We start from the raw sequence: 23377 nt of genomic DNA, 5'->3' as shown, positions 1-23377 counted from the left end.
ACGATACGGCTTGGTTGCTTTGCTGGAAACGAGGCCGGCGGCTAGTAGGATTTTCTTGGCAGCCAGCCCGTATTCATCTTCGCTAAACACATTTGGGAGCACGCGGAGGAGCAGTTTGCGCTTTTGGACATATTCCTGTACGAGGCAGTCTGTGATTAATCGCAGATTTTGAAGATCGACAGAATGATCCTGCCGGCGCCAGAGAGGACCCCAACGGAGGTAAGCCGCACCTCGCCGGAGAATGGGGATTCTGGCGATGCGTAGTTGAGCCATCGCAATAACTTGTCCAGAATCCTTAAGCACAAGGTGACTCAGATTCCGTTCACCCCAGGAAACGGCACCGTAGGCCCAGGTCTGATAGATGCTGGCATCGGCGAACCGAGTGAGCAGGTCGTTCCACTCCGATTCGGTTATTTCATCAACCGAAGTAGTAAAGGGGCGAGTGGTGGCAACTGGGGCGAGCATCAAGGACAAGGCTAAAGGCTGAATGTTGAAGAGCACCACAAATGGTTAATTCCCCCTCACCCCTGCCCGCTCCCGAGGGAGAGGGAGAAGCGAAGGACTGGCCGCAGCGGTTCTCGGCTCGGATTTGGCCAACCAACGATAGGCGCCCAGGAGCTTGAGGCGAAATTCCAGCGGCCAATCGGCGGGGTCAACCGCGACGCGGCCCTGGACGAAATCGGCGGCCGAGCAGAATACGTTGGAGGGGTTGATGGTAAAGACGCACTCGTAACCGGCGGCGCGGGCGAGTTCGATTCTCGCCGGGTCGCATTTGCCATGAGGAAAGCTGAACAGGCCGACTTTGCGGCCCAGAATGGTCTCCAGTTCAGCTTTGGACTGCTCGAGTTCGCAGCGAGCTTGGGCGGGGTCGAGTTTCAGGAAATCGGGGTGTGAGACGGAATGTGAGCCGATGGCCAGGAGGCGATGGTGCTTCAGGGTGGCGAGCCGGTCAGCCGAGAGGACGCGCTGCCGGCGTGCGGGCGAGTTCGGTTTGACCCAGCCGGGCGCCTGGCCCATGCAACCGGTGGGGACAAAGAAAGTGGCTGGGATATTGCGCGCTTCCAACTCGGGCAAGGCATTCTCCAGGACGCTCACGAAACCGTCGTCGAAGGTCACGGCGCAGCAATGGGCATCGTCGCCGGGGAGAGCGGCGAGGTCGGCCGGGATAGGTTTGGCCAGACGCAGCAGTTCATCCATTTGGCGAGCGAACCGGGAGCGTTGGGCGGCGTCTATGGCATGATAATAGATGACCACGCAGGTGGGGCGAGGGCGGTTGCCCAGGCGCAGGAGCGCACCAGCGACCAGGATGTCCCAGGCGCGGACGAGCAGGCTGATGAGTAGTTTGATTAAGCGCTTCAGGAGTGCCATTGCTCGAACCAGAGTTTGAGGGTGAGTATGGGGACCAGGAGCCAGATGTCGTGCCCCGCGTAGGCAGCGGTGTCCGGGCGCATGTCCCCGGCAGGAAGAACGCGCTGGAAAAAGTCGTTCGCAGCCGGATTGGGACGCTGCCAGAGAGCGCGGAGCTGCCCGCTTTGCGCGACATAGCTATACCAGTCGGGCCAGGAGCCGTCCGTGCCGATGGATTGGGTGCGGCGGCGCAGCTTGCGGCGGGCGCGAGACCAGTGGTGATGGAGGGTTTCCGAGATGGCCGGGGCGCCGACCAGGGCGCCGGTGTTGGCGTCGGGCACCCGGGCCAGAGAGCCCTGGCACAGGCGGCCCACGGCTCGGGTGAAGACGGAACGGTTGAGCTTGAGGCGCGACGGGATTTTGCGGTAGATATCCAGCACTGCCCGGTCCGCCACGGGGAGATACCAGCCGCTGACACGCTGCGGAACCAGGCGCTGCTGGTTGTCGCCTTCGTAACAGAAAGGAAATGTCCGGCGGGCTTCGATTTGAAAAAGGGATTCGTCGGAGTTGTGATTCTGAAACTCCAGCGGAACTCGTGATTCCCAGCGGTCCCGCAACTGGAGCCCGAAAGGGACCGCGCGCTCAAAATGATCGAAATAGAATTGGTGCCGAAACGGAGCGAGGCGCTCCCGTCCGGTGAGCCAGTGGGTGCTGCGGTTCAGCGGCAAGGCCTTGAACAGGTAATCGCAGTAGCAACCGGTGAGGAGGTTCTGAGCTCCCTCAGCGCGCAGGCGCGGGACAACGCCAAGAAAATGGTTGTTGGCAAAGGTGCCCATTCCACCGGAGATTCTGACTCCCTGCTCGGCCTGGTTGCCGTAGTACTCGAATTCCCGCTGCCAGGGGAGGAAGGGAATTTGCAGGGCTTTGGCAATGGCCTGCGCGGTGGCGAGCTCGCGGTTGGGCTCGTTGTAGCAGCAGAAGGCAAATACGTTTTCCTTGTTCTCGACACAAGCCAGCAGCGCGCGGGAATCCAATCCTCCACTGAGCGCAACGGCCGTGCGGCCAAGGCGCGGGAGAGTGCGGCGGCGGACGGAGGTTCGGAATGCCTGCGCCAGCTCGTCGGCGAGGTCGTCTTCGTCCTGGTCCGGCTGCGGCCGCCAGGAGATATCGAAGTAGCGCCTGGCCTGGATTTCCACGGGGGGCCGGGAGGTGAGGGCAATGCTGGTGGTGGTGCCGTGCGGGAGAGCGCGGATGCGCCGGTAATAGGTAGCCGGCGGCGTGACGGTGCTGGCGAGGAGAAACTCGGCCAGGGAGATTTCGTCCAGGTTTTGCTGCTCGCCCGCCACGGCCGCAAGGACGTCCGGGTGAGAGCAGAAGATGAGCCTCTCGGCGGAATCCAGGCGGAATGCGGGGAACGCTCCGGCGGCATCGTTGACAAGATGGAGCAGTTGCTTAGAGACGTCGTGGATAAGGATGACGCGGTTGCCGCCTATGGCCTCGACTCCCGCCAAACCGTCTTTCTGATAAATAGCGTAGAGGGCCTTGCCCGCCAGCCCGCCCCGCCCCGCCACGGATTCACCGAGCGCCCACTGCGGCTCGTCCATGGCCACGCGGCCAGCGACGGCCACCGTGGCGCCGTCGGCGGCCCGGTAAGGAGCCCACAATGCTGCGCCTTCAGTGCAAGTCACGACCATTGAGAAAAGGGCCTCATCGAAGACGAACGCCTCGGTATAGTCCCTGAAGCGAAGCAACTCGGCGGCGTTGGAGGCGCCGCGGTTTGCCGAGCAGTCCAGGCTGAGGAAGAAATCACCCATTGGCGGAATGCGGAGCTGGGGTAATGGAGGCCCGACGTGATGGAGTATTGGAGTGTTGGAGTGATGGAGAACTCCAGAGACTCCGTTTGCCCAATAAGCGATTCATCTGCTGGCGGCGGAGGTAGCGGATGAGGCCGGGGTCGGGGACCTGAGGCAAGCGCCTGAGGTATCCCGCGCAAAAGCCGGTAAAGAGGCCCAGCGCGGCGATGCCGTAGGGCTTTTCGACAGTGCGCTTAAGGCATTTGAGCAGCATGAACAGCGGGTGATAGCCACTGGTGTAATTAGCGCGTCCGTTCTTGACCCAGTTTCTCCAGGAACCGTCGGCGGAACCGGTCGGCTTGAGTTGGAGGAGGCGGAGGTCGGGAAAGGAGCAGGTCTTCCAACCGAGCATGTTGGCTTTGACTTCGTCGAGGGTGTCCCAGCCCGGGGCGCGCACGAGGCCGCCGAGTTGGTCCCAGCATTCGCGCCGATAGATTTTGGTGGCGCCGCGGACATGGAACGAGGGGTCGCCGGGGGAATCTTCGACGGTGGCGCCATTACGCCGGCAATAGACACGCCCGCCAGCGATGCCGAGTTTAGGGTCGGCGACGAAACGGCTGAAGCATTGCTCGAAGTAATCTGAGGCGAAGGAGAGGTCGCCGTCGAGCTTGACGAGGAAAGACCAGGCAGCCGAGGAAGAGGACCCCTCTCCCCTAACCCCTCTCCCCTCGGAGGGGAGAGAGGGAGCGGAATTGGAGCCGAGGGTCGCAAGTTTGGCGTAGCCGTCGTAGAAGGCTTCGATGACGCCACTGCCTTGCTGGCGGAAGCCGCGGTCGGTGCGGTGAACGGCGTGAATCCAGGGATGCTGGGCAGCCACGGCATCAACAAGTTGCGGGGTGATGTCGGTCGAGCCGTCATCGACAATGACCCAGGCGAGCGGGCGGAGGGTTTGGGCGAGGACGGACTCGAGGGTTTGGTGAAAATGTGCGCCCTCATTGCGGACTGGGGTGATGATGACGTAGGACACGGGAAAAGCTGAAAGCTGAAAAGCTGAAAGCGGGTGCCATGCCTCAGTGACGAAGGGGCTGCCGGCTGAAGCCGGCGTTCCGGACGCGCGGAACGCCGCCTTTAGGCGGCAGCGCCCGCCGTCACTAAGAAGGTGTGAAAGAATTGAAAACGGCAAAAAATTCTGTTTGCAAATTGTTGATTATCAATGGGCGCATTTTCGTTTTTTCGTTGTCCGCTAATTTTTTCACAGCTTCTCAGAGACGGGGTGCCGCGCCAAGGAGGCAGGAAATTCAGGCAAAGTTGATGTTGCTCTTCAACCTGCCAGGAATGTCATTCGTCCACGTGGGCAATCTGGGCAGCGACCAAAGGGTCCAACTGGCTCTTGTGGTCCTCGTAGTAGGCCAGGCACTCATAAACCTTGGCGCGCACAAGAGGCGGCAGGCTCGCGACCACTTCGTCCACTGTAGCTCCGGTCTTGACCATCGCCACGATGTCATGCACGCCAATCCGCGTGGCCTCGACGATGGGCAGGCCGGAGCGGACGCCCGGGGCCCGGACGACATAGCGATAGCGGGTTGCAATCATCGCTAAAAATTACAGGCGCCGGTTGGGAATCGCAAGAGCGCCCACATCAGGAGCCGGAACTTGTGGCCTGGCCTTCAGGGGTCTCCCGAGGCGACGGAGTTTTTTGCTCAGTGACTGGATGGAGCCGAGCCAATCGTAGGCGCCGTCGAGCTTGGCGGCGAAAAGGGCGGGGTCGTCCAGGGAGTTGGCCGGGAGCCGCTTCAGGCGGAAGGGGTCGTCGCCAGGGCGGACGCGCCCAAGTTCGGTGGTGGCGCAGCAGCGGTAGCCGGTTTCGCGCAGCAACTGAGCAAACCGGCCGGCGAATTGGCGGTCGGCTTGCGGGAAGGCGTAGGGGTAACAGAAGGTGGTGACCCCCTCACCCAAGCGCTGCTCGATTTCGGATTTAGACTCACAAATCTCAGAGCGTACGGCGGGCCAGTCCAGTTCGACGAGTCTAGGATGGTTGACGGAATGGGAGCCAAATTCAATGCCGGCGCGGTGGAGTTCGAGCACCTCAGTCCACTTGAGACAGTCGAGAAAGATTTTTGATTTTTGATTTTTGATTTTTGATTGGCTACCGACGGGGCAGAAACGGCGAGGGGTGTCGCCGATAAAAGCGGTCGAGAGGAACATGGTGGCGGTGAAGCCGTGCTGCTGCAAAACTGAAAAGGCCTCCGTGTAAAAGTTCCGGAAACCATCGTCGAAGGTGATCGCTGCCAAACGGGGAAATGGAGTGGTGGAGTGGCGGAGTGGCGGAGTGGTGGGCGGCGAGAAAGGAGCGCACAGGTCCGCAACGAGCGTTTTCAAGCTCACAGCTTTGTAGCCATTTTGGGCAAGGAATTCCATGTGCTGGCGGAAGACAGCGAGGCTGGTGCTGGTTTGGTAATAGGCGGGCACGCCGGGTTCGGGTGCATCCGAGATGCTGTGGTACATCAGGATGGGGACGGGGGAAGTGGAATGCTGGAGAGTGGTGGGAGTTAGGAGAGATGGAGCGTTGGACGAGCCCACGCTCCGCTTTGGCGCGGCAAGCAAGCGGCGCAGGGGCTGCACGAGATTCAGCGTGATGGAGCGGTCGAGGCGCAAAGGAGAAAGGCTAAGTGGAACGCGGGAAACGAACCTGTCCTGGTTCAGTGAAGTCCATGCTTGTAAATGTCTCGCCGGTTTCCAACCGCGAGCAGGTACAATTCGTTTTTCTCCACGTTGAACTCATACATGACTCGATAATCGCCAACCCGTAACCGGAAGGCTTCGACTCCCTGCATTCGGCAATGTGGAAAGTCACGAAGGTGGCGCCCTAACTGGTCTATACGGGACTGGATCCGCCGCTGAATGCCGTCCGGCAGCGCGAAAAAGCGCTGATCGAAACGGTGGGCTCAGATCTGCGTGGCCGCTGCGCCCGAAGGACTCATGGCTTGCGGATGCGAACGCGGCCCTCTGCGATATCTCTTTTGCCAGCTTCGATTTCCGCCTTGAATGAATCAGTCAATTCGAGGCCGTCTTCCAGGAGCTCACCCAAGAACTCGCGAAGCCGCCCTTGCTCCTCCGGCGAGAGCCTGCGCACAGCGGCTTCGACTTGTTCAAGAGTTCTGAGCGAATTCACGCCATTAAAGATAAAAGGACTGGCGGCTGACGTCAATCTTCGGACAAAACTGCCAGCTCGGGGATGGGTTCCGGTGAGGCAGCAGCTCGCCTGGGAGTGGGTTGGTCAAACGGGTCGGGCGGAATCGGTGTGGAGTTATGCTCGCCCGAGATCAACGAGTCAACCAGGTCGAGATAGGCGGCGCGGCGCGAATCCCAGTTGTTGCGGGCGACGTATTCGAGGCCCTTAACGGTCATGTTCTGGCGCAGTTGGCGGTCGCGGAGCATTTCGAGCATTGCATCGCTCAGGGCCTCCACATTGCCGGATTCGAAGAAGCGGACCACGGAATCATCAAAGTAAAACCGATCAATCTTTGTGCTCGAGACCACAGTCGGGATACCCAGGGACATGAACTCCATGATCTTGGTGCTGTAGGCTTCGTTGCCGAAGGAATCGGCGCGCTTGGGAACGACTCCAAGATCAGCATTGGCCATTATCTCGGCGACCTGCCGCACCGGCAGCGGGGTGAAGAAACGCACGGCGTCGCGCAACCCGAGTTCCTGGACCAGCTTGAGCCACTGCTCTTTCATGTTCCCATCGCCGTAGATATGGAACTCGGCATTCGGGAATTGCGACCGCACCTTGGGAAAGGCGCGAATCGCGATATCCAGGCCCTGGTGCCATTGCAGGCCGCCGGGGAAGATGATGATGAGCTTGCCGTCGTTGCGGGTGCGCGGCCGGGGGCGGAAGATTCGCGAATCCACATTGTTGATGAAGACGGAGCATGTCCCGTTCAGGTGGTTGCGCGAAGCGTATGTGTCACGCCAGAGATGGTTGGAGATAATGACATGGTCGGCAAACTTGGCGCAAACGCGCTCCAGCCATTTCAAAAACCCAATCACGAATGAGTTGTGCCGCGCGCCAAACTTGCTGGCGTAAAACTCCGGAACGATGTCGTGGATGTCGAGGATGACTTTGGCGCCGGTGAGCTTGGGATACCAGGCGGCGAAGACGAGAAAATCCGGGACATTATGGATATGCAGCAAATCGTATGGATTCCGGCGGTGGCTGCGCAGCAGCCAGAAGGAGCACCTGAGGAGAAAGCGAACCACCGGCACCAGGTGCGAGAGGCGTGACTTCTCGGCTTTGCCATAACGAGCCTGGAGCCGGAACAGGCTAACATTGCCAATGCTCTCGCGGGCCGGGAGCTCACGCGACCGCCGAAGAGCCAGTACATCGACGTGATCGCCGCGCTCAGCAAGAGCCTCGGCATAGCGGGAAACGCGAGCATCGGAAAGAAAATAGGAATGCGTGACCATGCAGATGCGGCGCGGCTCCCGGCGAGGCGGAAGGCGGCGCCGGGCGACGAAGACCGCCAGATCCCTGGGCAAGGGCTGCCAAAACGAGTCTTTGTATCTGCGCCGGGCATAATCGAGAAACTGCCGGTACAGGTCCGCAGGATACGTGTGAGGCGACGCGGGGTCCCCTTCGAAACGCATGTAGTCCGGATGCACATTGACCAGGGCCATGCCGCCGTGACGCGCAATCCAATCCAGCTTTTGAAACCAGATGTCCGGGTGGCGTTCCCGCAGAAGCAGGAAAAGTGTCGAATCCTGCGGGAGCGTGTAGGGAAGCTCGACGTAGCCGGGAAAGGATGAAGGATGAAGGATGAAGGATGAATGTGGGGAGCCATTAAGGGACTTGGGCTTGGCGCGATTGTCTGTACGCGGGACCCAGAAAGGAAAGATGGTGTTCCGGCCTTGGGGTTGAGGCTCGAAAGGGTCGGTGTCGAACGTCGAGGCGTCGTACTGCACGCTGAGCTGATGCAGCCAGTCGAGGTTGTGCAGCATGAACCCCGAGCGAAAACCCGCGGCGCCCCACTCCCGCAGGTAATGGTTGATCCGAACGGCATTGGCGCGAAATTCATGCTCACCCAGGAAGAGCTTGCCGTCGTGATAGAGATCGTGGACGCCGATTTCGCAGCCACGGCCACGGAAGTCAGCAAGCACAGGCTCGCTTACAGTGTACTCCCCTTCGGGAATGAGGTTGAAGGCCGAACGGAACCCCAGGGCTTTCTCGAGTTCGATCAGCTTCTGGCATTTAGCAAGGCCGAGATTGCCTTCGACATCGTGAGTCAGCACCAAGGCAAACCGCTTGCCATCCGGCCAGCCGGTCCAGCCCTCGGGCGGAGTTTCCGACCCGGGCATGATCGGCCAGGAACCTTCAATTTGGCGGCGCTTCCTGACGGCGAACCAACGCCGGATCGCAAACCGAACCGGCAACGGCACCAGCGGCTTAATCGAATAGTATAGCCGGTTGCGCAGCATGATTCAAAAACCCTCTTTGCCTCTTAGCCCCAATATTTCACACCCACGAGACCGGAACGCCGGCTTCAGCCGGCAGCGACCCCCGAGGCCCCAAGCCTGCCGGCTGAAGCCGGTGTTCCGGTGGGTTGGCGTTCGGTGTGTGAAATATGCGAAATATGCAGGTTAGGCGTAGGTTAGGCGCGGTAAGAAATAAGGGTAGCATTCCCTTCTACCCTTCTGCCAGCAGCCGCTCCGGCACGTAGCGGTGGGTCCTGTTCAGAATCGCGGTGACGTTGGCTTTGGTTTCGCTGAGCATGGCCACGGCCCGCTGGGCCGCGCCACGGTCGGTCTTTTCCGACTCGATGACGAGCAGGACCATGTCCATAAAGCTGGCCAGGCGCGGGGTGACGCTGATCTGGCTGACCGGCGGCATGTCAAAAATAATGTAATCGTAGTCGCTGGCCTTCAGCTTGGGCACCAGGCTGTTGAAACGCCGGGGCAGAATCCGCGAGAGCTTGTCTCCATTGCCAACTTCCGCCACCGCGTAAAGGTTTTCCTGGACCAGGGCGCTGTCGCGGGTTTCATTTTCCAAGGCCCCGGCCAGGCCGCAGCTTGGTTTGCCCTTGAAGAAGGGATGCGCGCTCCCCTGCCCCCCCGTCATATTTACCAGGAGAACGTTGCCATCGCCGGTCTCGGACAGGCTGGCAGCCAGGCCCGTAGCGATGGTTGTGACGCCAGCGCCTTCGCCGCAGCCCGTGACGGCGATGAGCTTTGGCTTGTGGACAAGGTTCCGCATTTCGAAGTAGGTGACGAGGCGGTCGCGAAGAGCTTCATAGTAGGTGCGCAAGCCGTTTGGATTCCAGGCGGCCACCCCGTTTTGCGAAGCCGCCGCACCCTCCACTTGGGGTTCACCCGACAGGTTGTCGGCAGCCCCGCGCGCCGCGGGCCGGCGAGATTTTCCATTTTTATGGCTCTCGGGGATCGTCAGGAACAGAGGCAGGCGCAGACGCGTTTCGATTTCACCTGGGCGCCGGACCGTAGGGTCAAGAAAGAGTTCCAGGAGAAACGCCAACCCGATGCCGCACGCAATACCCCCGCCTGCGATCATTCCAAGAATTTTCGCCATCTGGCGGGATTCACGGAAGGGCGGACTCGGAGTTTGAGTGACACTGATGTTCGACATTTTGCCCGCGCCCAGGGCTTCATCAAAACGGGCCTGCTCGAGGCTGGTCGAGAAGTGCCGGTACTTTGTCTCTTCGAGGTCTTTCTTGCGCTCGAGTTCGGTAATCGCGGGCTCAATCGCGTTGATGGATTCAGCCTGGGCTGTCACATTTGAAAGCTGCGCGCTCAGCACCCTCAGCTTGGCTTGCAACGCCGTAATCCGCACCGCATCGTCGGCATCTCCCGGCACAGCGGCGCCCGGCTGCGACGCAACCGGCTGCATCGCGGCAAGCTTCGGGTAATCGGCTTCGAGTTTCTCCTTCGCCTTCTGCGCTGCAGCGATTTGCTCCCGCACAGAACGGACCAGTGCGCTTTCATCAGTGTACTGCCCAAGCAGTTCCTGCTCCTTCTTGCGGAATGCCTCAAGCTGCCCGGAAATGCTCTTGTACTCATCAATCTTTCCAGATGGGATGACAACGGCTGCGTCTTCCGCCGAAGCTTGCGTTTGCTTCACAGGCATCATTTTTTGCAACGCTTGCAGTGAGGCCTCACGCTCCGCCAGCTCCGCCTGGCTGTTGAATAACGCCTCGCGAATCTTCGAAATCTCCTCTGTGTAAGCCGTTTTCGTCTCTGTAATCGACATCAGGCCAGTGTTCGTCTTGGCTTTGCGCAAATCCTCCTCCGTCTGCGCAAGCTGAGAGCGCAACGCATCGGTTTGCTGCGTCAGAACATCATCAAAGGCCCCGATGCTGCGGTGAATCTCGACGTGCTTGCGCAGGTAGGCATCGATCAGTTGCGATAAAACCGGCTGCACAACGTCCTTGTCGGGATTCTGAAACACAATCCGCAGGATATCACTGCGCGGTGGCGCCTCGACGAGGAGGTTTTTCTGCAGCACCTGCGCCGCCGTGTACTTATTGGTCTCACCAGTGCCCTTCCCAAGAATCTTCTCGGGCCCCACCGCTTCAGCAACCTGCACCGCAAGGTCCAGGCTCTTAAGAATCTCCATCTCCGAGTTGATAATATTGGCGCCACCGGGGTCCGGGTTTTTGATCTGTGGATCCCCATCGAGCCCGCTCGGCACCCTCGAGTCCATCACATACCGGATGAAAAGCTTCGCCTCCGAACTGTATAAATGCGGCATAAGCAAATAGACCAATCCCGCGGCCACAATCCCCACGCTGGAAAAGGCAATGATTTTCCATTTGTGCCGGAACAGCGTGTAGTAAATATCCCCCAGGCTCATCCCCGGGGGTTGGCTTTGCTTCTCATGACTTTGCATAATGCGCTTCTTCCTTCTGCGCCTGAATACTCTCCGGCGCCCCGCCTAATCCGTCACCCCGTCCCTCCGTCATCTGCCATCTGCCATCTGCCATCGGCTATCAGCTATCAGCAATCAGCTACCCACGCTCCACATCAATCGCTTTAGTGACGGCGGGGCTGCCGCCTAAAGGCGGCGTTCCGCGCGTCCGGAAACGCCGGCTTCAGCCGGCTTCGGCTGGCAAGCCCTTCTTTAGCAGGCATTTACGCTCCAAGGCCTCACCCCACGTGCCGGTACAGCAACCCCCCAAATAGCCGCGACAGCCCCAAAGGCAATACCGAAAAAAACCGGTTGTACCACCCAAACGCCTCGTCGCGCCCAGTCACAAACCCCTGCAGCCGCAGATCGTACCTGAAGTACTCTATCGAGCCCTCACGGGCGCCCCAGCCCAGCTTGAATCGCCGTAGTCCCTCGTTAGCCACCGACGTTCGGCCCAGGTGAAGGCTCCGGAAACCTTTCCAGGCATAATACTTAATCCCCTCCCACATCACCAGGTCATTCCCGCGCATTTCCTGGTAGGCCGGCTCCGATGCTCCAAATTTATAGAGCGCCTCTTGCCCCTTATGAAGATACACGTTCGCTGCGACTATCTTCGCCCCCAGCCGGGCCAGCACCACGATGCCGCACCCCTTTGACAAAATGTGCTCGTGCAATTTCCGGAAAAACTGGAATGGCTGCGGTGGCAGGCCGTGCTTCCTGCGCGTTTTGCATTGGAGCGCATAAAACTGCTGAACTGCCTCCAATTCCTGCGAGATTTCAACCTCCAAACCACGGCCTTTCGCTTTGCGAATGGCCCGCCGAACCGATGGCCTCAAACTCGCAAATAGCTTCTCTTCACCCGGAGTCAAGTCCACCACGTGCCCGTAAAATCGCTGCGAAGCCTGCTCCTCAGGCAAAAATTCCCTTCCGCCACGCAATTCCAGGTATTTCCAGCGATGCTCGTTGCCGCGGGCCAGCGCCTTTTGCAGCAGCAATTGAAAAGAAGCGGAATTGACCGCCAGCGGCTGGCACTCGTCGGTAAATGGAAGAGAAACTCCCCGCCGGCCTGTGACCCAACTATCGACCTCCATCAGCGGGAGGAGCCCAGTGGTGCGCCCACCCTGCTCACAACAAATGTAATATGGCCGGTAACCATAAGACTCCTGCAAAACCAGCGCCCATCTGCTCCCATGAAAAAACCCACCACCCCCCACCACACCAATGGCCTCATCCCAACACGAACCTTCGAGGGGATTGAGCACAGCCACCTCCCCGTTTCCGGACGCTTCAGTCCCCCGCTTCTCCACCTCGCACACTATCAATCGATCATCCCTCACACGCTGTTGGCTGGCCATCGCCTGTTGGCTATATCCTATCGGCTATTTCGGCTGCTCTAAAATCAGCGCGCATTACCGTTTTTATCACCGGTTCCACCCGTTCCCTCCAATCGAAAATCCAAAATCAAAATTCTAAAATCCCCCGCCCCCCGCAATCGAAATTCAAAAATCTAAAATCAAAATTGTACAAAGCTCCGCACTTGCAGGATTTCCCGTTTTCCCGCCAAACCTGCTCTCCCCTGCCACTTATCTGCAGTGGCCCTCGCTTCTTGTGCCTTCCTCAGGCCGCTGCCGCCACGCTCAATGGCTCGACCGCCAGCGCCGGCATCAAATCCGCCATCCGCCTCTCCTCAACCGTCACCGACCTCCGATCCACTTCCGTCAAAGTCGTTCGCCCAAGAAAATCCAAAAGTATCTGCACCCGCTGCCGCGCCGGAAGCACCCGCACCACCACCCCTCGAGAACCCAACAACGCCCCCTCGGCCACAGTTACCTCAGTCCCAGGCGCCAGCCTCTCCTCCACTGCCATCGGCTCGTCCGATTCAAAACACTGCCGCAGTTCCTCAATGACATGCTCCGGCACCGAAGGAATCTTCAGTCCAAAATGCACCAGGCTGCTCACCCCGCTGACATACCGAATCTCATCCACCCGCTCCGCCAGACTGCACCGCACAAAAATATATCCCGGAAAAAGGGGCTCAACTACCCGCACCACCCCGCGCCGTGTCGCTCGCTCCATCCTGAGGCGCGGATGAAATACATCGAGCCCAAGCCGCGCCCGCACATTGCCTGCCGCGATATGCTCGTGCTTGGGTTGCGTCCTGGCGCAATACCACGCGGGCTCGCCGCGTTGCTCATCCATCTCGTGCCAATTCATTTGGATTCTCACGAGTATAGAGGCAATTAGCTTGCCAACAACGCCAAACTCTACGGATTTCATTGCCGGGAAAAGACCCGACCCCCCGGGGGGGGGTTGATTTTAGAATTTTGATTTTGGATTTTCGATTGGGGAAGGGGCTGTCAGGAAATAAGATTTACACTTTGGCGCGAGCGCCGTGGCGGCAGATGCAAGGCGCGACGAAGGAGCCGCCAGCGCTCTGTAACTGAGGAGCAACGAAGCACATGCCGTCACGCCGCCGCGTCAAAGTGTAAAGGTTAGTTTTTGACGGCCCCTAAGACAACGGCCTCGCCATTCCTGCGGATTCGTGAAATTCGTGTCTCCCTGCTTTCTGCTTTTTCTTTCAGCTTTCTGCTTTCGGTTTTCTGCTTTTGCCTTTTTAGATCCAAAATCAAAATTCTAAAATCGAACGCCCCCGGTAGGCACTTACCCCATACCCAATCATCCACCCTCACGAGTATAATCCCAACCATGGCGGCGATTTTGAACACCGTACATACGACAGCCACGCTGGGCCACGAGCTCCCCTCCCCTTTGCTCCGAGCCGAGCTCCTTTCCAGGGCAAAATTGACCCTCGCCGAAGCGCACGCGCTTTTGGGGGTTTTGGATCAAGCTGAGCGCACAAGTGGTCTTGCGGTTCCTTTGCCTCCTTTGGGCCGCTCGGCCCCGGCGGTCCGGCTTTCTAAGCCCAATCCAATCGGGGAGTTCGAGATTTAACGGGCTGCACCTCCGGAGCTCCCTGTTTCAGCTTTCCGCCTTTTCAATCTCCGATTTCTTTATTTCCGATTGCGGTTTCAGCTTTCAACAGCGCAGGACTCGCCGCCTTTTCCCCATGAATCGGAAGGGAGGGCGGGCCGTCCTCAGCCCGCCGGCCCGCGGCGCGGTGAGGACATCCTGTCAGGACCCCTTTCGGGCGATCCCTATGATCCGAACCGACGGACATCACCGGCGCCCTTCCCGGCAACACCGTGGATATCTACACTGATTCGAATGTTAACGGCGAACCGGCCGTGCTGGCCAATCAGCAGGCCATTCGGGGCGGGGTTCACGTTCCCAACACGGCGAATACCCTTTCTGCTTTCTGCTTTTTCTTTCAATCGAAAATCCCAAATCAAAATTCTAAAATCTGCGACTGGCACAATTAGTGCTCCTTCCATTTCTGCCGCCAGCGTGCGGCGCCAGGCGTGAGCCGTTTATCCCGCCCGGTGGGTCGTTTTGGCGGCTTAAACTTCGCCGCCACCCAGTAGAGCCGCGCTCATCCGAACTCTCGGAGTGGGCGAAGGCGCTGAACTATGATTTTGGAGCCCTATGCCAGCTCAACAGACCGAAACCCCTCACATCAACAGCCCCTGGCCCCTTCCCGTAACCCTCCAGCCCCTCCTGGACGATGGCCCGGACGCCCTCGATGTAACCGGTTTCCCGGATATAAAAGGCATTACCCTGAACAAAGTTGTCATCGCCACTGAAAACGCGTTCGACCAGAAAACTATCCTCGTGATTGAGAATAGCCCAACGCTTCAGCGTTGGGTTTGGCGCCCGACGCGTCTTAGTCCCGAAGGGACGGCTGAACCTGGCGCGATCTGGTTCAGCCGTCCCGTCGGGACTCGTCTCCCACCGGCCCCTTACCCAAGGCTGAAGCCTTGGCCTATTCTTAGTTGTCCCTGCCGGGACATCCAAAATGCCGGAAGCCAAAATGGGACAATGAATGACCTTGTCCCTCCTGGACAATCCTCATCCGCATTGGGCATCGAGGTGAAGGCTGATTATTCCCATAGATATCGTGGGTCATACCTAATACGGTGCCTTCTAAGCAGCGCGAGGAACTCGTCCTGGAACGTCACCTTTCGATGGTGCTCCTCCTGGGTGCGGATGTAGGCGATAATCTTATCCAGAAGCGACACGCTCGTGCCGAAGGCGCATACTTGACTTGCCAACCCAAAAACGGCGTCTCCGGGAAAGTATCATGCACCCACTTGGAAGAGCCGCCCTTGATTAGCTGCAGCGCCCTGGCGATTGAAAGGGTGGACGGGAGGGAAAGCAGGATGTGAACGTGGTCGGAGACACCGCCAATCTCGATGGCTGTCATTTTGTTTAGCCGCGCAATCCCGCCCATGTACGGCCACAGTTTTTCGCGCAGGTTGGGAGTAATCTGGGGTTGGCGTTCTTTCGTGCTGAAGACGCAGTGATAATACGAGCTTACGTAAGACATGCGTCCATTTAGGCTATTTCCGCATTTGGGGCAAGCGCAAATGTCACCTAATGTTGAATGAAGTGTTTTTTCGGTCCCGGAGGCGCCGCAACAACAGCCGTCAAGTCCAAACCCCACATTGGCTCTTTTGACGATTCCGCATTGGTCATCCCCGTCCCGGAGCGGACGGCATGAGAATAGCCCAGCGCTTTAGCGTTGGGAGAGACGTTGAAGCGCGTCTGAGTCCCGAAGGGACGGCTGAAGCCGGCGGCCGCGGTTTGGTTCAGCGGTCCCTTCGGGACTCAGGAGCACAACACAGCCGTCCCCAACGCTAAAGGGTTGGGCTATTGTCGGATGTCCCTACGGGACAGGTCCTTCGCCGCCGTTCCGTCGTAATTTGAACTGAGGTGCTGTTGGTTTAGAAACCTGTTCCATTTCCAAGCGAGCCGCACCAGTTCCACCCGTCACGGTTTCACCTTCAACTTTTCAGCAGCGGCGAGTTTACGCTGGTTGCTATCGAACGTGAGAAATTCCCGCGCGCCCAGGGTGCAACGCCGTCGCCACATGAAGAATGTCCAAGCAGGTTTGCGCGGGATTCCGGCTGCGATACTCTCGCAAGAGAGCGGGTCCCATCTCGCCCGCTTTAGCGCCTCGCGCCGCACAACTCGCGCACAACTGCCGCGTTCTCGGCTACTTGATCCGTGAACTGTTGGTACATCCCCACAATGAGCCCGTCACTCGGTTTGATGCTGCTGAAGGCGGTTTCAAAACACCGGCGGCGCTCGGCGGCGCTGTCAATCCTGCGCCCTGCAGCCAGCACCTTGTAGGCGAGGCAGGGTTTGCGCGTGTGCTGAACGACGCGGAACATCCGGGGCGGATCGCTGGGCAGGTAAATCTCTCCCAATGGCAGCTCGGCGCCTAAAATCTTGCGGAATTCCTCCCGAGGGCGTGTCAGGTAATAAAGGCAGCACATGTAATAATCCACGTCCCACCCCTTCTCGTCGGCCAACTCCATGAGCGCCGGGTTATGAGCGGACAACCCGACCAGGCACCCGTGAGGGCCTCCCACGTCGCGAATCCTCTTGAGCAGATCGGTTAGCGCGGTGAGCTTGTTCTCACGATATAACCGCTCGCCTAAAGCCCCATGGGGGGCGATGCCGATGGGCTTGCGCTTTGCCGCATCATCGATCCTCTCCGGGTGCTGGTCCCAATTCGGTTCACCAAGGCAAAGCCACTGCATCACCCCTCCAGCCGCTCGGTAACGAGCCAGGTCCGCCAGGGTGCGTTCCGAGTAACTGAATTGCCAGGTGTTGAGTCCCTGCCCCTCGCAATGTTTCATGAGTTCAACCACTCGTTCCGGAGTGTGCCAGGCGCGTTGATGCTCGCTGAATAAATGATTGAAATGCGAATAACCGTAGATCGGATTGCCGCCGATAATCAGCCGTGTGACCTCATAAGGGCCGATTTTAATTGTGGGTAATCGCTCTGCCGCGGCGCTTCCTGGTTCTCCATCTGCCGTGCCGATTTGTCCCAGAAGACCCGCTCCGGCGGCCAACCCGGCCGTTTGCTCCAGGAACTGGCGGCGGGTTGTCCGAGGCCTGAACTGCGATGAATCAAAATGCTGGCCGGCATTCATGGAGTTTCTCTTTGGATACCTGATTCTCCCCAATTTGCAAGCCGTGCTTTATTTGCTTTTACACTCTACACCGAGGAGTCCCTAACATGAACTACATCTGCCAATGCTTCTCCTCTCCCCTTCCGGTATCTGTTTAGCATGCTCGCGCCGGCGCTTTGTAGCGCAGGTTCCAACCCTTGCCATTCCCCGCGTTTTCTTCGAGGAAGCTTGAGGTCTTCTAATCGCAGGCGGTTTTCGGTGTCTTGGACCCAGAGCTAGCCGCTGCTTCAAACCCCGTAGGGGTAACCTGTTTACTCACCAGTCCCTAGCATAGACTACACTCTTGGCACAAAAAAATGACTTCACAAGGTTCCTGTTTCGCCTGATGGCCTCCAAGTCGGATATTACTCGTTCTTTGAGAGATTCGTTCTGCTGCAAGGGCTTCTTGCTTACTCCGTTGGTCTTGGCATAGCCCCAGACAAACTCGTCAGGGTTCAGGTCTGGGGCGTAGGGCGGCAGAAAATGCAGTTCGAGCTTACTAGCGAATGACTTGACACAAGCTTGCACCAGCTTGGCCTTGTGCGAAGGGTGTCCATCGACTACCAGGAACACGCGCTCGCGTCGGCCCTTCATTAGGTCCTGTAGGAACTCGACAAACCGGGCAGCGTTGAGCTTGCCCGTATAAACGTTATACCAGAACTCGCCTTTGGCATTGACCGCGCTGATTGCGTTGATGCTCTGGCGTTGCCCGGACGTAGCAACCACCGGCGTGTGCCCCTTCAACCCGTAGGTCCGCCCCAAGACCGGGTCGGAGTGAAAGCCCGCCTCATCCAGGAAATAAATTTTGGCCCCGTGTTTCTTGGCCCGGCGGCGCAGCTTCGGATAGTCCTCGTCCAGCCATCGTTGAATGCTTTCGGGGTCCCGCTCATAGGCGCGCCGCAACGGCTTTTGCGGCGTGATTTCCAAACGAGCCAGCAAGCGCCCCACCGCAGTCCAACCCAAACGGATGCCGAATTTCCTCTCAATTAGGCTCTGGACGATCCGGCGGGTCCACAAGCCATAGTCAAAGCCATACTGCCGCGGGTCCCTGCCGACAATCCACCGCTTGACTTGCTGTTGCTGCTTGTCCGTTAGCTTCGGTTCTCGCCCTTGGGCAATCTTCTCAGCCAGCGCCGCCAAACCGTTGTCCTGGTATCTCCGCAGCCAAGGGTAAATGCTGCTGCGACACAGTCCCATCGAGCGCATTACTTCACCGGGCGCTTCGCCATCTTCAACCACGCGCCGCACAGCGGTGATTCGCAAGTGCTCCAGAGTCTTATGATCCAGCGTGCGTCCGTCAACTTTCATGATGCCGCCATCCTAGACCCCGTAGATAAGCTTGTCTAGGAAATTGTAGTCTATATTACGGACTGGTCAGTATAGTACCCGTCCCGTTACCAGCGCCGCCTATCGCCCGCGCCGGTTGCTATTCAACTTGGCCATCGCCCTCGTGCGCATGGGCCGTATGCGTCCGGCTTAAGGACCGGCCGCGCCCAATCAGTCGTCGGCGTGTCTTGCCTTCAGCATCGCCGAGAACCGGGCTGCTTTTGTTTTGCGCCGCTTTTTGGCGCTGGGTTTTTCAAAACGGCGATGCAACCGGAACTGCTGCAAAGTTTGCTCGCGGTCCAGCTTTTTCTTGAGCCGGCGAATGGCCTTCTCGACCGGCTCCCCTCTCCTCAATTGAACTTCAGTCATAATCAATACTCATTTCATGCGGCAGACGCGTCTGGCGTAATTTTTATCCTCAGGTTTTGGAGCGCGGGACATTCAGCGCCGTCAGAAGCAACCGCGAGATAAAGCGCCAGACCCCGTTCGGGTGCTTCCTGACCGCGCTGAAGCCTACCAGTTTGCGGCGTTGCTCATCCCAAAGACGAAAATTCAATGATTTAAAACTGGTCCACAGCGTCACCGGTTTAACGGTTTGAAACAAGGGTTCGGCCTTGTGGCATTTCTCGAGGCTGTAATTGGGGATGCGCGGGCTCAGATGATGAATGTGATGAAAACCGATGTTGCCCGAAAACCATTGCAACAGCTTTGGCAGTTTATAATAGGAACTGCCCTTCAAAGCCGCCATGCAGTAATCCCAATTCATCCGGCGCTCCCAGTAAACCCCTTCAAACTGATGTTGAACGTAAAACAGCCACACCCCGCCCGCCCCCGCCGCCATGACCAGGCCAAACTGGAGAAGCAGATAGGTTTTGAGGCCGAACACAAAGCTGAACACCGTCGCCACCGACGCCAGCGCCAGGTTCGTCCAATATACCGAATTGCGTTCCCGGCGCGGGGCCTTGCGCGAGGGAAAGCGTTGCTTCACTAAAAACAGGAACAACGGCGCGAGCACGAACAGGAGGAAGGGGTTCCGGGCGAGCCGGTAGGCAAAGCGCTTCCAACGCGAAGCCTCCAGATACTCCTGCACCGTCAGTGTCCAAACATCCCCGGTGCCGCGCCGGTCCAGGTCCCCGGCGGTGGCGTGGTGCAGGGCGTGCTCCCAGCGCCAGTGATAATATGGCGTGAAACTCAGCACGCCAGTGATGAAGCCCAGGATGTCGTTCGCACGGCGCGATTTGAAAAAGGAGCCGTGTCCGCAGTCGTGGAAGATAATAAAAACCCGGATCAAAAAACCGGACGCCAGGAGCGCAAGCCCGGCGGTCAGCCAATAAGAAAGGCGCAGGCTAAAGTACATCAAACACCAGAGCGCCGCATAGGGAACCAAGGTGTTGATGAGCTGCCACAGGCCGTGGCTGAGCCTTGGCCGTTCATATTGCATCACGATGGCCTTCCACCGCGAAGGGGCTGCTTCGGGAGGATTTGCGTTTGAGGCGGGACCCTGGGTCATAGCGGCATTCACAAATCATTCTCAAAAGGCGAGGCTCAGTTTATAGCGCAGCACGTGGCCGCAGTGGATATCGCCAATCGTGGTCTTGCTTTGCCAGCCCGGGCAGCGCGCTTCGCCGCTTGCTGTCTCCTGCCGGCCTGCTACCGCATCGAGCAATTCGGAGGTCAAGTCGAAATTGCCCCCCACACACTCAGGATTAGGGCAGTCGAATCGAAATAAGGACTTGGCATGCGGCAGATTGAAAGTGCATTTGATTTCACTGTGCTGCAGGCTGCCGCCCGGGGCGAAATAACCCAGTGTGACGCTCAATGATTTGAGCTCGGGAAACTTTTCCGCCAGGCTCGCTGAGGCCCTGATGCGCTCCTTTTCCTCTTGAAGGTATTCTGCCCGGGCGCCAATTCGCTGTTGATACATATTAAAGGGATACCGCGACGCAATGAACCGGCAAAGGCGTTCTCCTGGCAGGCAGGCGCGCACTCAGGCGCCTCGCCCGGCGGCCCAAGTCCAGGTTTAGCGGTTCACACCGCGCGTCGTTTCCAGGAAGATGGGCCAACAGAACTGTTTCCATGCTCCGCAATATGGGCTTTTAACCCCGCTAAGCCAATGCTTTATTTTCTTCCAATTGATCCCGACGCTGGGTTAGCAACCAAGAATGCGCGTTTATTCGCGGTTACGCCTTGCCCTTTGGCGGCCACATGCGAGATTGGAGCGTTATTGATTATCTTGAATTCTATACCTGCCTGATGAAACAATTCAGCCCAGTGGAGGCTCATTGAGCCGCCCGTTCTCTCCCCGCTCTTTTCATTCCCGCGAACCGCTGCACCGGCGCAACGGCAAAATCCGCGCTCGCGAGGTCCGAGTCATCGGCGACCAGAAACAACAACTGGGTGTGATGCCGCTCAATGCGGCTCTGCGCCTGGCTTACGATAAGGGACTGGACCTGGTCGAGGTGGCTGCCAGCGCCGTTCCCCCCGTGTGTCGCATCGTCAATTATGGGAAATTCCTCTACGAAGAGTCAAAAAAGGAGTCCCATTCCCGCCAGCCTGCAGGGCGCATGAAGGAAATCCAGATTTCTCCCGCAATTGACCCTCACGACCTGGCTACCAAACGAAATCACGCGATCAAGTTTCTGTCCGACGACATGAAAGTGCGCGTTAAACTGCGCTTCCGTGGACGTCAAAAGGCCCATAAAGAAATCGGCTTTGAAGTCGTCAACCAGTTCGTCAAAGACATCGCCGATTATGGCCACGCGGATTCCCCGCCCAAGATGCTGGGCGATCGCGACCTCAACGTCACCCTCAGCCCTGTCCCGCGCAGCAAGCGGCGCCCAGTTCCACTGGAACGCCACACCCCGGGCCCTTCGCCCTCCGGCGGCTCGAGCGACAAAACCGAAGACCACGGCGCAGCCGCCTCCGCGCCTGGACCCGCTCCCGAGTAATTCAATTCCGTGGAAGGGAGGGTCTCACCCCTCCTTGGTTTCTTCCTGCTTGGCCTCATCGGCGGCATCGAAGGCGTGCTGGAGGGCGACCAGGTCCTCGCCTGGCTTGAGCGCATCCAGAACCGCCTGCTCCGCCTTGAGCTGCTCGGTCGAATAGTTGGCGGCTTTGACGGACAGCCCGATGCGCCGGTCGCTTTTATCTATCTTGATTACGCGCGCCGTTACTTCCTGGCCCACCTTAAGCACATTCTTAATCTTTTCAACGCGGTCTTCGCTGATCTGCGAGATGTGCACCAGCCCGTCGATCTCATGCTGCAACCCAATGAACGCGCCGAAGCTGGCCAGCTTGGTCACCTTCCCCGTTACCAGGTCGCCCACCTTGTAAAGCTGGTCGATATTCTCCCAAGGGTCTTGCGTCACCTGCTTGAGCCCCACGGCAATCCGTTGGTTGGCCTTATCCACCTCCAACACCACCGCCTCAACTTCGTCGCCCTTCTTCAGCACCTCGGAGGGGTGGTTGATCTTGCGCGTCCAGGAGATGTCCGACACATGAATCATCCCATCCAGGCCCTCTTCCAATTCGATAAAGGCGCCGTAGCTGGTCAGGTTGCGAATCTTGCCTTTGACCCGGGTGCCGGGCGGGTATTTCTCGTGGGCTTTGTCCCACGGATTGGCTTCGAGTTGGCGCAACCCGAGCGAAATCTTTTGCTCTTCGCGGTTGATGCCCAGCACCACCGCCTCGAGTTCCTGGTCCTGTTTGAGCATATCCGATGGTTTGGCCACTCGCTTGGTCCAGGACAGCTCCGTCACATGCACCAACCCCTCGACCCCAGGCTCCAGTTCAACAAACGCCCCGTAAGGCACCAGATTGACCACCTTCCCTTTGACTCGCGCCCCGACGGGATACTTCTGCTCGATTGAATCCCAGGGATTGGCCAGCTTCTGTTTCAACCCCAGGCTGACCCGCTCCTTTTCCCGATTGATGTCCAGGACCACGACATCAATGTCCTGGCCTACCTTGAGCAGTTCGGAAGGATGCCCGATGCGCCCCCAGCTCATGTCGGTGATGTGCAGCAGCCCATCGATGCCGTTCAAATCAATAAACGCCCCGAAATCCGTAATGTTCTTCACCGTTCCCTTGCGAATATCGCCCGGGGTCATCTCGGTCAGGAGCTTTTGGCGCCGTTCGAGCCGTTCCTGCTCGATGAGTTCGCGCCGCGACAGGACAATGTTCTGCCGTTCCTGGTTGATCTTGACGACTTTGAAATCGTAAGTATTGCCCACATACTGCGCCAGGTTTTTGGGCGTCATGATATCGATTTGCGATGCCGGCAGAAATGCCTCAACCCCGATGTTGACCAGCAACCCTCCCTTCACAATCGCTTTGACCTTGCCCGCAATCGTTCCCCCCTCATTGCAGATGGTCAGAATCCGTTCCCAATTCTTTTTGAACTCCGCCTTTTCCTTCGAGAGCACTACCATGCCCTCTTTGTCTTCGAGTTTCTCGATTAATACATCCACCTCATCGCCTACCTTGACCGATTTGATGTCATCAAACTCGTTGGCGGAAATGACCCCCTCGCTTTTGTAACCGATATCCACCAGCACCTCTTTGGGGCGGACCTCGATGATATGACCTTTGACGATATTACCAGCCGCAAAGGGCAAACTGCCCGTTTGCCTCATGGCCTCTTCCATCGTGAGCATAATTAATTTGTAAACCGACCGGACTTCCTTCCGAAGAACCTTTGGGGAGACTTGGTCAGCGCAGCGCTTTCCGCTCTCCATTGCCTAACGGACCAAACGTTGCTCGGGCAACAGAGGTTGAAGGTTAGGTTCTTTTGTTAACTGTTCTTTCTCAGCCTTTTTGAACTGCCGCACACACGGCGTCCAGGCAGCGTAAAGATAAGCTAATCCCAACCCCGCGCAAGCACAATTTGTGTGCCTGTGTGCCTGTGGTAATGCCTC

Annotated in this window: 19 protein-coding genes; 1 reads left to right on the top strand and 18 read right to left on the bottom strand. The window is 58.3% G+C overall.

The annotated features are described in order from the left end of the window. The 17 genes from VG146_08140 to VG146_08060 all read right to left on the bottom strand — a co-directional run. The coding region (locus tag VG146_08140) for a hypothetical protein (GenBank protein ID HEV2392318.1) at positions 1-465 on the bottom strand (465 nt) is incomplete at its 3' end. 45 nt (positions 466-510) lie between these two features. Then, positions 511-1368: a polysaccharide deacetylase family protein gene (locus tag VG146_08135; GenBank protein HEV2392317.1), complete on the bottom strand. Its 858-nt coding sequence runs from the start codon at positions 1366-1368 to the stop codon at positions 511-513. Next, entirely contained in the window at positions 1356-3161 is a 1806-nt protein-coding gene (locus VG146_08130; protein ID HEV2392316.1) for an asparagine synthase-related protein, read from the bottom strand. The genes VG146_08135 and VG146_08130 overlap by 13 nt, the downstream gene beginning before the upstream one ends. Continuing rightward, the gene (locus tag VG146_08125; protein ID HEV2392315.1) at positions 3154-4167 is read right to left on the bottom strand and encodes a glycosyltransferase family A protein; all 1014 of its coding nucleotides are present in this window, start codon (positions 4165-4167) and stop codon (positions 3154-3156) included. The genes VG146_08130 and VG146_08125 overlap by 8 nt, the downstream gene beginning before the upstream one ends. Positions 4168-4478: 311 nt before the next feature. Further along, positions 4479-4733: a DUF433 domain-containing protein gene (locus tag VG146_08120; GenBank protein HEV2392314.1), complete on the bottom strand. Its 255-nt coding sequence runs from the start codon at positions 4731-4733 to the stop codon at positions 4479-4481. 9 nt (positions 4734-4742) lie between these two features. Then, the gene (locus tag VG146_08115; protein ID HEV2392313.1) at positions 4743-5795 is read right to left on the bottom strand and encodes a polysaccharide deacetylase family protein; all 1053 of its coding nucleotides are present in this window, start codon (positions 5793-5795) and stop codon (positions 4743-4745) included. Between the two features lie 322 nt (positions 5796-6117). Further along, a complete protein-coding gene (locus VG146_08110) occupies positions 6118-6312 on the bottom strand; it encodes a hypothetical protein (protein HEV2392312.1) in 195 nt (64 codons plus the stop codon). Between the two features lie 32 nt (positions 6313-6344). Then, positions 6345-8618, bottom strand: a complete 2274-nt coding sequence (locus VG146_08105) for a glycosyltransferase (GenBank protein HEV2392311.1) — start codon at positions 8616-8618, stop codon at positions 6345-6347. A 208-nt stretch (positions 8619-8826) separates the two neighbouring features. Further along, on the bottom strand, positions 8827-11040 hold the full coding sequence (locus tag VG146_08100; GenBank protein ID HEV2392310.1) for a Wzz/FepE/Etk N-terminal domain-containing protein: 2214 nt from the start codon (positions 11038-11040) through the stop codon (positions 8827-8829). Positions 11041-11297: 257 nt separating this feature from the next. Next, on the bottom strand, positions 11298-12413 hold the full coding sequence (locus VG146_08095) for a GNAT family N-acetyltransferase (protein ID HEV2392309.1): 1116 nt from the start codon (positions 12411-12413) through the stop codon (positions 11298-11300). 262 nt (positions 12414-12675) lie between these two features. Then, the gene (locus tag VG146_08090; protein ID HEV2392308.1) at positions 12676-13272 is read right to left on the bottom strand and encodes a transcription termination/antitermination NusG family protein; all 597 of its coding nucleotides are present in this window, start codon (positions 13270-13272) and stop codon (positions 12676-12678) included. A 1858-nt stretch (positions 13273-15130) separates the two neighbouring features. Beyond that, positions 15131-15502 (bottom strand): transposase, encoded by a 372-nt coding sequence (locus tag VG146_08085; protein HEV2392307.1) that lies wholly within the window; start codon positions 15500-15502, stop codon positions 15131-15133. A gap of 622 nt (positions 15503-16124) precedes the next feature. Continuing rightward, complete coding sequence (locus tag VG146_08080; protein HEV2392306.1) at positions 16125-17117, bottom strand: hypothetical protein; 993 nt, start codon at positions 17115-17117, stop codon at positions 16125-16127. A 294-nt stretch (positions 17118-17411) separates the two neighbouring features. Beyond that, entirely contained in the window at positions 17412-18443 is a 1032-nt protein-coding gene (locus VG146_08075) for an IS630 family transposase (GenBank protein HEV2392305.1), read from the bottom strand. A gap of 189 nt (positions 18444-18632) precedes the next feature. Beyond that, positions 18633-18830 carry a 30S ribosomal protein S21 gene (gene rpsU / locus VG146_08070; protein ID HEV2392304.1) on the bottom strand — a complete coding sequence of 66 codons (198 nt, stop codon included), beginning with the start codon at positions 18828-18830 and terminating at the stop codon, positions 18633-18635. Positions 18831-18879: 49 nt separating this feature from the next. Further along, positions 18880-19983, bottom strand: coding sequence for a fatty acid desaturase (locus VG146_08065; protein HEV2392303.1), 1104 nt, complete (start codon positions 19981-19983; stop codon positions 18880-18882). A gap of 9 nt (positions 19984-19992) precedes the next feature. Further along, positions 19993-20385: a hypothetical protein gene (locus VG146_08060; protein HEV2392302.1), complete on the bottom strand. Its 393-nt coding sequence runs from the start codon at positions 20383-20385 to the stop codon at positions 19993-19995. 358 nt (positions 20386-20743) lie between these two features. Between VG146_08060 and infC the strand changes: the two genes are divergently transcribed. Next, on the top strand, positions 20744-21409 hold the full coding sequence (gene infC / locus VG146_08055) for a translation initiation factor IF-3 (GenBank protein ID HEV2392301.1): 666 nt from the start codon (positions 20744-20746) through the stop codon (positions 21407-21409). A 24-nt stretch (positions 21410-21433) separates the two neighbouring features. Here infC and VG146_08050 read toward each other — a convergent pair whose 3' ends face one another. Next, positions 21434-23116: a 30S ribosomal protein S1 gene (locus VG146_08050; GenBank protein ID HEV2392300.1), complete on the bottom strand. Its 1683-nt coding sequence runs from the start codon at positions 23114-23116 to the stop codon at positions 21434-21436. Positions 23117-23377: the final 261 nt, after the last annotated feature.

This window comes from Verrucomicrobiia bacterium (assembly GCA_035946615.1).
Taxonomy (GTDB): Bacteria; Verrucomicrobiota; Verrucomicrobiia; order Limisphaerales; family UBA8199; genus DASYZB01.
This window is presented reverse-complemented; position numbering and strand designations above follow the sequence as displayed.